The sequence below is a fragment of the Nesterenkonia marinintestina genome, assembly GCF_025420485.1.
GTDB classification, from domain to species: domain Bacteria; phylum Actinomycetota; class Actinomycetes; order Actinomycetales; family Micrococcaceae; genus Nesterenkonia; species Nesterenkonia marinintestina.
In genome coordinates this window covers 360998-373283 of the sequence record NZ_JAOEFD010000001.1, presented here as the reverse complement: position 1 = coordinate 373283, position 12286 = coordinate 360998, and the positions used below count along the sequence as shown (strand labels likewise).

Sequence of the window (12286 nt, the reverse complement as noted above, 5' to 3'; positions counted from 1 at the left end):
TCCCAGCATAATGACTTCGGTGACGTGGTCGCCACTGCACCGGGTATCGTGTCTGATGCTCCCGACGACGAAGAGGTTCCCCTCCCGCCATGCGTCTGCTGAACGAACCCATCACAGATCTCACGTACTCCGACGTCTTCCTCGTGCCGTCGCGGTCCGAGGCCATGTCCCGCACCGAGGTGGACATCGCTCCCGACGACGGCACCGGTGCGGGGATTCCGCTGGTCTCCGCCAATATGACGGCGGTCACCGGTCGGCGCATGGTCGAGACGATGGCCCGCCGAGGGGGGCTCGGCGTGCTCCCGCAGGACGTCCCGTCCGAGGTGGTCCGCCAGGTGGTCTCCCGGGTCAAGGCATCGCACCCCGTCTTCGACACCGCGCTGCGGGTGGCCCCGCGCGACACTCTGCTCGACGTGCTGCACCTGCTGGACAGGCGGAGCCACCCTGCGGTGTGCGTCGTCGACGATGAGATGCGCCTGGCCGGCGTCGTGGCGGCGGCCGACTGCGTCGGGCTCGACCGCTTCTCCACCGCCGGTTCGGTCATGCGGATGCCGCAGGTCCGATTCACCGAGGACGAGCTCGGGCTCACCGAGGATTCGCCCTTCGACGCGGAGCGGCTGCACGAGGGTCTGGAGCGGGCCTTCACCCAGATGGACGCGGTCGGCGCCGACTTCGCGCCGGTCACGGCCTCGGACGGTCGACTGGCCGGAGTGCTCACGCCCCGAGGCGCGCTGCGTTCGACGATGTACCGTCCGGCCCTCGACGATGCGGGCCGTCTGCGGGTCGCCACGGCGGTCGGGATCAACGGCGACGTCGCCGGACGTGCCGAGACCCTGCTGGAGTCCGGCAGCGATGTGCTCGTGGTCGACACCGCCCACGGCCATCAGCGGAAGATGTTCGACGCCCTGGAGGCAGTGCGCCGGGTGGTCGACGCCCACGGCCGCACCGTGCCGGTGGTGGCCGGCAACGTGGTCACCGCCGACGGCGTCCGGGATCTGATGGCCGCCGGGGCGGACATCGCCAAGGTCGGTGTGGGTCCCGGCGCGATGTGCACCACGCGGATGATGACGGCGGTCGGCCGGCCGCAGTTCTCCGCGGTGATGGAGTGCGCCGCGGCGGCCCGTCAGCAGGGCGGGCGGATCTGGGCCGACGGAGGGGTCCGGCATCCCCGTGACGTCGCCCTGGCTCTGGCCGCGGGTGCGAGCCAGGTGATGGTCGGCTCGTGGTTCGCCGGAACCTTCGAATCGCCCGGCGATCTGATCCTCGAGTCCGACGGACGCCGGTACAAGGAGAGCTTCGGCATGGCCTCGGCGCGAGCCGTGCAGAACCGCACCGCCCAGGAGGACGCCTTCGCCAGGGCGCGCAAGGGTCTGTTCGAGGAGGGCATCTCCTCGTCGAAGATGTACCTGGACCCGCGCCGCCCCGGCGTGGAGGACCTGCTGGACATGATCACCGCCGGGCTGAGGTCCGCGATGACCTACACCGGTGCCGAGGACCTCGCGCGCTTCCGGGAGCGTGCGGTCGTCGGGCTGCAGTCGGCGGCCGGATACGAGGAGGGCAAGCCGGTGCCCACCACGTGGTGACCTGCTGGTGCGCTGACCTCGGCGCACGCTAGGATCGGTGCTCTGATGGAGTATCGACAACCGGTCCTCGACCGTTCCGCACAGCCCGCCGCCCCCGCCCGACCGTCGGCATGCTCCGGGAGGTGCGGTTCCTAGGTGGAGTTCCTCCTTCTCGGCCTCGGATTCCTGCTGATCCTGGGAACCGGCTTCTTCGTCGCCGTCGAGTTCTCCCTGGTGGCGCTGGACCAGCCCACCGTCCAGCGCTCCATCGATGAGGGTGACACCGGTTCCGTGCCGCTGATGAAGTGTCTGAAGTCGCTGTCGACCCAGCTCTCCAGCTGCCAGCTCGGCATCACGCTGACGACCCTGCTCACCGGTTATGTCGCCGAACCGGCCCTCGGCGCCCTTCTGGCAGACCCCATCGAGGCCCTGGGGGTGCCCGACGCCGCCGCCGGGGCCGTCTCGCTGATCACGGCGATGGTGATCGCGACGATGGTGACGATGATCATCGGTGAGCTCGTGCCCAAGAACATGGCCATCGCCATCGCGTTCCCGCTGGGCCGGGCGCTGGCCCGGCCTCAGCTGCTCTTCACCGCGGTCTTCCGGCCGGCCATCGTGGTCCTCAACGGCTTCTCGAACAAGGTCCTGCACCGCTTCGGGCTCGAGGTCAAGGAAGAGCTCTCCGGAGCGAGGACCCCCGAGGAGCTGTCGTCGATGGTCCGTCGCTCGGCGATGCTCGGCACCCTCGACGAGGGGACGGCGACCTTCCTCGACCGGACCCTGCGCTTCTCCGAACAGACCGCCGCCGACGTGATGACACCGCGCCCCCGTATGGCAAGCATCGAGGCCGACGCGCCGCTGACCGACCTGATCGATCTGGCCCGACGCACCGGCTACTCCCGCTTCCCCGTCCTGGGCGAGTCGGTGGACGACGTCCGAGGCGTCACCCATGTGAAGAAGGCGGTGGCGGTGCCTCGGGACAAGCGCGACGGCCTGGTGGCGGCCACGGTGATGTCCGAGGTGGTGCGGGTCCCTGAGACCATCCACATCGACGGGCTCCTCTCCGACCTGCGCGAAGCGCCCCTGCAGATGGCCGTGGTCGTGGACGAGTACGGGGGGACCGCCGGAGTGCTGACCCTGGAGGACGTGGTCGAGGAGATCGTCGGCGAGGTCTCCGACGAGCACGACCGCATCGCCCCAGGAGTGCTGCAGTCCCGTGCCGGCGACTGGTACTTCCCCGGTCTGATCAGACCGGATGAGATCAATGCGCAGATCCTGGTGCTCGAGATCCCCGACGACTCCGTCTACGAGACCGTGGCCGGCTATGTGCTGGACCGCCTGGGACGGATGGCGGCGGTCGGCGACGTCGTCGAGGTCCCCGGCGGGACCCTGGAGGTCGTGACGGTGGACGGCCGCCGGATCGACCGGGTCCGGTTCGTCCCCGACCCCGAGGCGCAGCGCGCGGCCGTGGACGCCGCCCGCGAGCGGGCCCGCAGGGCCGCCGAGGAGCGGGCCGAGCACGTCGCCAAGCAGGGAGGTGAGGCCTGATGGGCGGCGACCTGATGGGGATCGTCTGGCTGGTGGTGCTCCTGGTCGGCAACGCCTTCTTCGTCGGCGGCGAGTTCGCCGTGATGAGCGCGCGCCGCAGCCAGATCGAGCCCAAGGCCGAGGCCGGCTCCTCCCGGGCCAAGACGGCGCTGTACGCGATGGAGCACGTGTCACAGATGCTCGCGATCGCCCAGCTGGGCATCACCGTCTGCTCGCTGCTGATCCTGCTGGTGTCGGAGCCGGCGATCCACCACCTGCTCACCGATCCGCTCACCGCGGTCGGGCTCTCGCAGGCCGTCGCCTCGGTGACCGCATTCGTCGTCGCACTGCTGATCGTCTCCTTCCTCCACGTCACCCTCGGCGAGATGGTGCCGAAGAACTACGCGGTCTCGGTGGCGGACCGGGCGGTGCTGCTGCTGGCTCCGCCGCTGGTCCTGCTGTATCGGCTGCTCATGCCGCTGATCTGGGTGCTCAACGTCATCGCGAACGTCGTGCTCCGCATGTTCCGGATCACTCCGCGCGACGAGGTGGTCTCGACGTTCACGCTGGAGGAGATGCAGTCGATCGTCGCCGAGTCGACCCGCGGGGGGACCGTCTCCGACGAGTCCGGCGTCATCGCCGGAGCCCTGGAGTTCTCCGACTACACGGCCGAGTCCGTGATGGTGCCGGTCGAGGATGTGGTCTCGCTCCCCAACGACGTCATCCCCAAGCAGGTTGAGAAAGCTGTGGGTCGCACCGGGTTCTCCCGGTTCCTGGTGGTCGACGACGACGGCGACTTCGACGGCTACGTCCACCTCAAGGACATCATGACGCTGCCGCAGTCCCACTACGAGGACCCGCTGCCCTACACCGCGGTCCGTTCCCTGGTGAACATGGCACCTGAGGATGAGATCGAGGACTGCCTGGCCCGGATGCAGCGCACCGGGTCCCACCTGGCCAGGGTCCTGCATGCCGACGGGCGGACGCTGGGCATCCTGTTCCTCGAGGACATCCTCGAGGTGCTCATCGGCGAGATCCATGACGTGACGCAGTCGCGGGACTCTCGGCGCCGGCACCGGGTCGAGGAGGAGGCGGACGAGCCGGTCGAGGAGCGCAGACGCTGAGCGACGACGAGGAGCTCGTGTTGCGATTTGTTCTCAACAAGAGTGCGGCGTAGCCTGAGGACCGACATCGCCGCCCCTTCGCCGAAAGTTCCCCGTGACACCACCCGCAGCCTCAGCACCCCCCGTGCCGACCTCCCGCCCCGTCCTGACGCTCGGCGGCCTCGGAGTCGCAGCGCTGGTGCTCTCCGCCTGCGGGGGAGCGGCCGACGGGGGCGGTGTGGACGACGTGGACGCCGACGGGGACATCGTCGTGGTGGCCTCGACCGACGTCTACGCCGACCTCACAGCAGGTGTCGTCGGCGACCGGGCGGAGGTGGAGGCCGTGATCGACGACGCGGCGGTCGATCCGCACTCCTACGAAGCCACTCCGCAGGACCGGCTGGCCGTGGAGGGCGCCGACGTGATCATCGCCAACGGCGGCGGCTACGACCCCTTCCTGACCGATCTGGCGGCATCCGCCGACCGTGAGGACCGTGTCGTCCGACTCGTCGAGGGGGAGGGCGACCATGACCACGACCACGACCACGACCACGACCACGACCACGAGGACGGCGACGAGCACGACGAGCACGATCATGACGACGGGTACGAGGACGAACACGTCTGGTACGACCTCGACCGGATGGAGGAGTTCGTCCTGGAGTTCGGAGACCTCATGGCCGAGCTCGACGGCGACCACGCCGACCAGTACCGCGGGGAGGCCGAATCGCTGGCCGAGGAGATCGCGGCGCTGAGCGACCGTGCCGCGGCCGTCGACGCCGAAGGTCTGAGCTACCTGGCCACCGAACCGGCCTCCCAGCACCTGCTGCACCTCGCCGGGTTCGCCGATGAGACAGATCCGCAGTTCCTGGCCGCCGTCGAGCACGGCGACGACGTCTCCCCGAGGCTGCACCGGCAGGCGTTGGACACCGCCTCGGCCGGTGAGATCGATCTGCTGGCCTTCACCGTCCAGACCGAGACCGCACAGGCGCGGGCGGTGCGCGCCGCGGCCGAGGACGCCGGCGTACCGGTCCTGGAGTTCAGCGAGACCGTTCCGGAGGAGCACGAGGGCTACCTCGACTGGATGGAGGCCAACATCGACGCCGTCGAAGAGCTCGCGGAGGACGCCCATGGCGGCTGAGTCTCCCGCTGCGGCCCGGTCCGTCCTGTCGCTGCGCAACGCCGGCGTCGGCTTCCACGGCCGCAGCCTCTGGTCCGGCCTGGACCTGGACCTCTCACCCGGAGAGTTCCTCGCCGTTCTGGGCCCCAACGGTGCCGGGAAGTCCACTCTGCTGAAGGTCCTTCTGGGGCTGCAGCGGCTGGACTCGGGGTCGGCGGAGATCGCCGGCCGTCCCGCGCGACGCGGATCCAGCCGTGTGGGCTACATCCCCCAGCAGGCCGATATGCCCGCAGAGACTCCGCTGCGCGCCCGGGACGTCGTCGCCCTGGGCCTCGACGGACACCGCTACGGAATTCGGATGCACCGACGCCGGATGCGCCGCCGGGTCGACGAGCTGCTCGAGAAGGTCGGCGCCTCGGACTACGCCGACGAACCGGTGGGGCTGCTCTCCGGCGGCGAGCAGCAGCGCCTGCGTGCCGCCCAGGCGCTGGCCTCCGAGCCGACCGTGCTGCTGTGCGACGAGCCGCTGCACTCCCTCGACCTCCACCATCAGCAGGGCGTCACCCGGCTGATCCGCGAACAGGCTGAATCCGGCACGGCGGTCGTGTTCGTCACCCATGAGATCAACCCCGTCGTCGAGCACGTCGACCGGGTGCTCTACCTGGCCCCCGGCGGTCACCGCATCGGGACCACGGAGGCCGTCATGCGGTCCGAGGTGCTCTCCGAGCTCTATGGCGCTCCGATCGACGTCATCGAGCACCGCGGACGACTGGTGGTCATGTCCCAGCACTTCGAGGGGCACCACTGCGCTCCCGGGCATCGGGCCGAGGAGCCTCTCGCGCCCGAAGACCCCCGTGTGGGAGTCGGCCCCCACGTCCACGACGACGACCACCAGTCCCACGGCGAGCACGGGAGGTCGGCATGATCGAGAGGATCAGCGGGTCGTTCACCCTGGAGGGTTACTGGGACCTCTTCCAGCTCGTCTCCAACTCGGTGATCGCCGCCGGAGTGCTCGGCCTGATGGGCGGCATGATCGGGGTGTTCATCATGCTGCGGCGCACCGCGCTGGTGGTCCACGGCATCGCCGAGATCTCCTTCGCCGGTGCGGCGCTCGCCCTGCTGGCCGGACTCGACGTGGTCGCCGGCTCAGCGGTGGGAGCAGTGGCCGCCGCCGCCCTGATCGGGGTGCTGAGCCTGCGGGACAAGGACGTCGGTGCGGTCACCGGAGTCCTGATGCCGTTCGGGCTCGGTCTCGGCATACTCTTCCTGTCCCTGTACCAAGGGCGTTCGGCGAACAAGTTCGGGCTGCTGACCGGACAGATCATCGGGGTCGACGACATCCAGACCCGGACCCTGGTCACCGGTGCGGTGCTGATCAGCGCCGTCCTGGTGGTCATCTGGAGGCCGCTGATGTTCGCCTCGGTGGATCCGCAGCTTGCGCGCGCCCGGGGTGTGGGCGTCAACGCGCTGTCCATCGGCTTCATGGTCCTGCTCGGCGCCGCCGTGGCGATGTCCGTGCAGATCATCGGGGCCCTGCTGGTGCTGGCGCTGCTGGTCGTCCCCGCGGCCGCCTCGCTGCGCGTCACCGTGCATCCCATGTCCGCGGTGCTGCTGTCCATGGCCTTCTCGCTGATCTCCGCGGTGGGCGGGATCATGCTCGCCATCACCGGAACGATACCCATCAGCCCCTACATCACGACGATCTCGTTCCTGATCTATCTCATCTGTCTGGTGGTCGGACGGGGGCGGCGACGCCGTCGTCGGTCTCAGGCCGAGCAGTCGGCGCAGAGCCCGTACACCTCCAAGGTGTGATGCTGTTCGGTGAAGCCCTGCTCCTCGGCGAACCGCGCGGCCCAGGCCTCGATGTCTTCGGCCGCGAACTCCACGGTCAGTCCGCAGCTGCGGCAGACCAGATGGTGATGATGCTCCTCGCGTTCGCAGAGCCGGAACACCGCCTCGCCGTCGTCGGGGCGGAGGACGTCGACGGTCCCCTCCTCCTGATGCGACTGAAGGATGCGGTAGACGGTGGCCAGAGAGACCTTCTCGCCCCGCTCGGTGAGGATGCGGTGCAGGTCCTGGGCGCTGACGAAGTCCTCGAGCGAGCTCAGCGCGGCCCAGACGGCGCGCTTCTGGCGAGTGCTGCGGGCGCGGGTCGCCGGGGCGGCGGGCCGCTGCGAGGTCGACTCCTGGGTCATGGCGCTCCTCCCTGCGGGGCGTGGTTCCCGGCGGCGGGCCGATCCAGAATATCAGCGCCCCCGACGTATCGGTGCTCCGAGCTGGGGACGTACGATCGCATCAGGGCCCCCGCCCACCGCACACCCGTAGGGTCCCGCGGGACCCGGAAGGAGCACACCCATGAGCACGGTGTTCACAAAGATCATCGACGGCGAGCTGCCCGGTCGGTTCGTGTGGCAGGACGAGACCTGCGTCGCCTTCCTCTCCATCGCGCCCCTGGCCTACGGGCACACGCTGGTGGTGCCTCGTCATGAGGTCGACCGCTGGACCGACGCCGACCCGGAGCTCATGGCCCATCTGATGCGGGTGGCCCATCGCATCGGGAAGGCCGAGGTCGAGGCCTTCGGCTCCGCGCGCGCCGGTCTCGTCATCGCCGGCTACGAGATCGACCATCTGCACATCCACGTGTGGCCCTCCGAATCCATGGCGGACTTTGACTTCGGCCGGGTCGAGTCGGATCCCGATCCGGAACGGATGGACGTCGCCGCAGAGAAGCTTCGGGTCGCGCTGCGCCTGATGGGCGACGCCGAGCACGTCCCCGCCGAGGAGGACTGAGGCTCAGCGGGGGCCGCCGAACGGCTCAGCGGCTTCCCTGCTTCACCGCCCGTCGGATGCGTTTGGGGGAGACGGTCTGAGCCGTCCCGAGCTGCTGGGCGAACAGGTTGATCCGGTACTCCTCCAGCATCCACCGGACCTCGTCCAGGGCGCGGGGCACCGGCAGCTGGGACGGGACCGCCTCGACGGCGGCGTCGAACTCGTCCTCGAGCCGCTGGACGGAGTCCATGTCCGCGGCGTCCCTGGTGACCCCCTGGCCGGCCTCCAGCCGGTCCAGTCGGAGGAGCATGCCGCGCAGGTATCGGGTGAGGTGCCGGACCTGCGCGAACCCGGCCTCCGCGACGAACCCGGGACGCACCAGCTGACCCAGCTGGGCCTCCATGTCGGAGACCGCCGGTGCCAGCGCCGGCGAGGACGTCGACTGCAGGCGCGCAGTGACCTCGCCGGCGAGGGTGAGCACCTCGGCAACGGTGCCGGTCAGCCGCAGCACCGTCTCGATGAGTTCGGCCCTGGCCTCGCGGGAGACCCGTTCGAAGGCTTCGGCCGTGAACGGCAGTGCGGACGGCACGAGATGGTCCAGGGCGGCGGTGGTGCAGTCCACGACCAGCGACTCCACCGTGCCGTGCGGCGACTGGTTGAAGGCCAGACGCTCCCGGTGGGAGAGGTGTTCGACCACGTAGCGCTGGGGAGAGGGCAGCACCTCGCGGAGGAGGGTGACCACACCGCGTCGGTGCCGGCGCTCCTGCTCCTCTGCGGAGTCGACGATGAGGCAGCGCACCCCGCGGCCCCCCTCCTCGTCGTCGGGAACCAGGGCTGGGAAGCCTGCGACGCCGCGGCCGGAGATCTGAGCGGTCAGCTCTGTGGGCAGATCACCGAAGGTCCAGCTGGTCTGGTGCCGCTGCTCGGGGACGGCGGAGCGTCGGGCGCCGGCCCCGGGCCGAGGGCCCTTCCCGCCGGATGACGAGGCCCTCGCCCCGCTCCTCGGATCGGCTGCCCTCTCCGCATCCGGTGCCCGGGTCCGTCCCGACCCGTCCCGGTCTGCCGAGTCCGGCTCGGCCAGCGACCGACCGATGGCCCGACGGTTCTGCTCGGCGTAGCGCAGCTGCAGCTCGGTGAGATCCGTGGAGCTGTCCAGCACCCGGCCCTTCTCCGAGACCACTGCGAAGGTGAACCTCAGGTGCGCCGGCAGGGCATCGACACGCAGCCCCGAGGGGTCCACCGGCACCCCGCGCAGACCTCTGAGCACCCGTGCGAGGGAGCCGACGAAGGGGTCCGCGTACGGGACGGACCCCTCCTCCAGGGCCGTGCGCGCCTCGGCGGCGACGTCCGGCGCCGGCACGAAGTTCCGGCGCAGCTGTTTGGGCATCGAGCGGATGAGCGCCGTGATCAGTTCGGTGCGCAGCCCCGGGATCAGCCAGTCGAGCTGGTCCGAGGAGATCTGATTGAGGAAGACCACAGGAATCCGGACGGTCACCCCGTCCGAGGCGGCTCCGGAGCGGTTCCCGGACACGGTGGGGTTGAACTCGTACTGCAGGGGAAGCCGCAGCCCGTCGAGGTCCAGGTGCTCGGGGAAGGCCTCCACGTCGACGGCGTCGGCGTCCTGCGCGTAGAGGTGCTCCTCGGTCAGGTCGAGCAGCTCGGGCGTCTCGTGGCGCGCATGCTTCCACCAGGAGTCGAAGTGGCGCTGCGAGACGACGTCGTCGGGCACGCGGGCATCGAAGAACGCGAAGAGGTCGTCGTCGGAGGCCTGGAGGTCACGGCGGCGCGTGCGGCTCTGCAGCTCCTCCAGCTCCTCGAAGCGCCTCCTGTTGCGCGCGTCGAAGTGATGGCGGGTGGTCCACTCGCCGTCGATGAGCGCGCGTCGGATGAACTCCTCCCGCGCGCCCTCGCGGTCCACGCGGCCGTAGAGCACAGCACGGTCGGCGACGATCGGCACGCCGTAGAGCGTGACCTTCTCGGTGACCACCGCGGCGCCCCGCGACGCCGACCATCGGGGATCGGAGTGTTGGGTCTTCACCAGGTGCGGTGCGAGCTCCTCGACCCACTCGGGACGGATCGCCGCGACCGTGCGGGCCCACAGTCGGCTGGTCTCCACGAGCTCGGCCGCCATCACCCAGTCGTGCTGACGCTTGAAGAGGCCCGAGCCGGGGAACACGGCGAACCGGGTGCCGCGGGCGCCCTGATAGTCCTTGGTCCGGGGGGCGAAGAGACCGATGTGGCTGAGCAGTCCCGCCAGCAGCGACTGGTGGACCGCCGTGTGACGGCCGGCCGGGTCCACCGGCATGCGTCGGGAGGAGCCGCGCCGACGCCCTGAGCGGCGTCCTGAGCCTCGTCCTGAGCGATGTTCGGTCAGGTCGGCCTCGGCGGCGAGGTCGGTGAGCTGGACGACCAGGTCCTGCCATTCCCGCACCCGCAGATAGTTGAGGAACTCCCGGCGGCACAGGCGTCGGAACTGGTTCCCGGAGAGCTCCTTCTGCTTCTCCACCAGGTGGCGCCAGAGGTTCAGCAGCGCCGAGAAGTCGGACTCGGTGTCACGGAAGCGGCCGTGGAGCTCGTCGGCCTGTCGGCGCTGCTCGGTGGGACGTTCCCGGACGTCCTGGATGGACAGCGCGGCCACCAGCACGGTGACCTCCTCCAGGCAGTCCCGACGTGCGGCTTCGACCATCATGCGTCCCAGGCGCGGGTCGACCGGCAGCTGGGCCAGCTGTCGGCCGATCCGGGTGATCGCGCCCTTCGGGGCCCTGCCCCGACCGGCGTGGAGGGCTCCGAGCTCGGTGAGCAGCCGGACGGCGTCGTTGACCGCCTTGGCGTCGGGAGGCTGGACGAAGGGGAAGTCGAGCAGCTCCTCCGGGGTGCGCGTGATGCCCATCGAGGACATCTGCAGCAGCACCGAGGCGAGGGATGTGCGGAGGATCTCCGGGTCTGTGAACTCCGGCCGTGACTCGAAGTCCTCCTCGGAGTACAGGCGGATCGCGATGCCCGGCGAGGTGCGTCCCGACCGGCCCGAGCGCTGGTTCGCGCTGGCCTGCGAGATGGGCTCGATGGGGAGACGTTGGACCTTGGTCCGGGTGGAGTAGCGCGAGATGCGGGCGGTGCCGGTGTCGATGACGTAGCGGATGCCGGGGACGGTCAGCGAGGTCTCGGCCACGTTGGTCGCCAAGACGATCCGACGCCGGCCGCCGGGGTGGAAGACCCGCTTCTGCTCGGCCATGGACAGGCGTCCGAACAGCGGAAGGATCTCCGCGTCGGCCAGTCGACGGTGGCGACGGACCGTCTCGGCCAGGGCGTCGGCCGCGTCGCGGATCTCGCGCTCGCCGGGGAAGAAGATCAGGATGTCGCCGGAGGGCTCCTCGGCGAGCTCGACGACGGCGTCGGCGACGGCGTCGATCATGTCGCGCTCCCGGCCGTCGGCCGGGGGCCGCTCGCCGGCGGGGGAGGTCGCGGGGTCGTCGAAGTCGTGGGTCTCGTCGTGGATCCCGGCGTCCTCGGGGCGCAGCGGACGATAGCGGATCTCGACGGGGTAGGTGCGCCCCGAGACCTCGACGATGGGCACCTCGGAGGCCGTCTCTCGGGGGTCGTCGTCGGAGGAGGTCCCGAAGTGCGCGGCGAAGCGTTCGGGGTCGATGGTGGCCGAGGTGACGATGACCTTCAGATCGGGTCGTCGGGGGAGGATCGACTTCAGGTACCCCAGGATGACGTCGATGGTGAGGCTGCGTTCGTGGGCCTCGTCGATGATGACGGCGGAGTATCGCTTCAGCAGCGGATCCCGGCGGATCTCGGCGAGCAGGATGCCGTCGGTCATGAGCTTCACATCGGTGGAGTCTGAGACTTCCGAGGTGAAGCGGACCTGGTAGCCCACCTGGTCGCCCAGTGAGGTGCCCAGCTCCTCGGCGAGCCGTTCGGCCACCGTGCGCGCGGCCAGCCGCCGCGGCTGGGTGTGACCGACGGTCCCGTGCCGGTGAACTCCCAGCTCCAGCAGCATCTTGGGCAGCTGAGTGGTCTTTCCCGAGCCCGTCTCGCCGGCGACGACGACCACCTGGTGGTCACGGAGGGCCTCGAGCAGGCGTTCCCGTTCGGCGACGACCGGCAGCTCGGCCGGATAGTTCAGCTCGGCGGCGGTGTAGCTGCGGCGGGAGGCGGCGGGGGAGGTCTCATCCATGACGGAGGTGATTCTATCGGCGTCG

At 70.0% G+C, this 12286-nt stretch carries 9 protein-coding genes; 7 read left to right on the top strand and 2 right to left on the bottom strand.

The window, feature by feature from the left end:
* The first annotated feature begins 89 nt into the window (after positions 1-89).
* The 6 genes from guaB1 (at position 90) to N7E59_RS01575 (ending at position 7124) form a co-directional block, all read left to right on the top strand.
* Positions 90-1583: a GMP reductase gene (guaB1, locus tag N7E59_RS01600; RefSeq protein ID WP_261623148.1), complete on the top strand. Its 1494-nt coding sequence runs from the start codon at positions 90-92 to the stop codon at positions 1581-1583.
* 135 nt (positions 1584-1718) lie between these two features.
* Positions 1719-3110: a hemolysin family protein gene (locus N7E59_RS01595; RefSeq protein WP_261623147.1), complete on the top strand. Its 1392-nt coding sequence runs from the start codon at positions 1719-1721 to the stop codon at positions 3108-3110.
* Complete coding sequence (locus N7E59_RS01590) at positions 3110-4213, top strand: hemolysin family protein (RefSeq protein ID WP_261623146.1); 1104 nt, start codon at positions 3110-3112, stop codon at positions 4211-4213. Before N7E59_RS01595 ends, N7E59_RS01590 begins: the two co-directional genes overlap by 1 nt.
* 124 nt (positions 4214-4337) lie before the next feature.
* Positions 4338-5333, top strand: coding sequence for a metal ABC transporter solute-binding protein, Zn/Mn family (locus tag N7E59_RS01585; RefSeq protein ID WP_261623145.1), 996 nt, complete (start codon positions 4338-4340; stop codon positions 5331-5333).
* Positions 5323-6237, top strand: a complete 915-nt coding sequence (locus N7E59_RS01580) for a metal ABC transporter ATP-binding protein (RefSeq protein ID WP_261623144.1) — start codon at positions 5323-5325, stop codon at positions 6235-6237. Before N7E59_RS01585 ends, N7E59_RS01580 begins: the two co-directional genes overlap by 11 nt.
* On the top strand, positions 6234-7124 hold the full coding sequence (locus N7E59_RS01575) for a metal ABC transporter permease (protein ID WP_261623143.1): 891 nt from the start codon (positions 6234-6236) through the stop codon (positions 7122-7124). Before N7E59_RS01580 ends, N7E59_RS01575 begins: the two co-directional genes overlap by 4 nt.
* Here the strand turns inward: N7E59_RS01575 and N7E59_RS01570 are convergent.
* Complete coding sequence (locus tag N7E59_RS01570) at positions 7079-7507, bottom strand: Fur family transcriptional regulator (protein ID WP_261623142.1); 429 nt, start codon at positions 7505-7507, stop codon at positions 7079-7081. The two genes, N7E59_RS01575 and N7E59_RS01570, sit on opposite strands and share 46 nt — an antisense overlap.
* Positions 7508-7667: 160 nt before the next feature.
* Between N7E59_RS01570 and N7E59_RS01565 the strand changes: the two genes are divergently transcribed.
* Positions 7668-8102 carry an HIT family protein gene (locus N7E59_RS01565; protein WP_261623141.1) on the top strand — a complete coding sequence of 145 codons (435 nt, stop codon included), beginning with the start codon at positions 7668-7670 and terminating at the stop codon, positions 8100-8102.
* Positions 8103-8127: 25 nt separating this feature from the next.
* Here the strand turns inward: N7E59_RS01565 and hrpA are convergent, their stop codons facing one another.
* Entirely contained in the window at positions 8128-12261 is a 4134-nt protein-coding gene (gene hrpA, locus N7E59_RS01560) for an ATP-dependent RNA helicase HrpA (RefSeq protein WP_261623140.1), read from the bottom strand.
* Positions 12262-12286 lie beyond the last annotated feature (25 nt).

Bases quoted from the DNA above. Each gene is read 5' to 3' on its own strand.
- guaB1 (WP_261623148.1), top strand. From the start codon at position 90: ATGCGTCTGCTGAACGAACCCATCACAGATCTCACGTACTCCGACGTC.
- N7E59_RS01590 (WP_261623146.1), top strand. From the start codon at position 3,110: ATGGGCGGCGACCTGATGGGGATCGTCTGGCTGGTGGTGCTCCTGGTC.
- N7E59_RS01580 (WP_261623144.1), top strand. From the start codon at position 5,323: ATGGCGGCTGAGTCTCCCGCTGCGGCCCGGTCCGTCCTGTCGCTGCGC.
- N7E59_RS01575 (WP_261623143.1), top strand. From the start codon at position 6,234: ATGATCGAGAGGATCAGCGGGTCGTTCACCCTGGAGGGTTACTGGGAC.
- N7E59_RS01570 (WP_261623142.1), bottom strand. From the start codon at position 7,507: ATGACCCAGGAGTCGACCTCGCAGCGGCCCGCCGCCCCGGCGACCCGC.
- N7E59_RS01565 (WP_261623141.1), top strand. From the start codon at position 7,668: ATGAGCACGGTGTTCACAAAGATCATCGACGGCGAGCTGCCCGGTCGG.
- hrpA (WP_261623140.1), bottom strand. From the start codon at position 12,261: ATGGATGAGACCTCCCCCGCCGCCTCCCGCCGCAGCTACACCGCCGCC.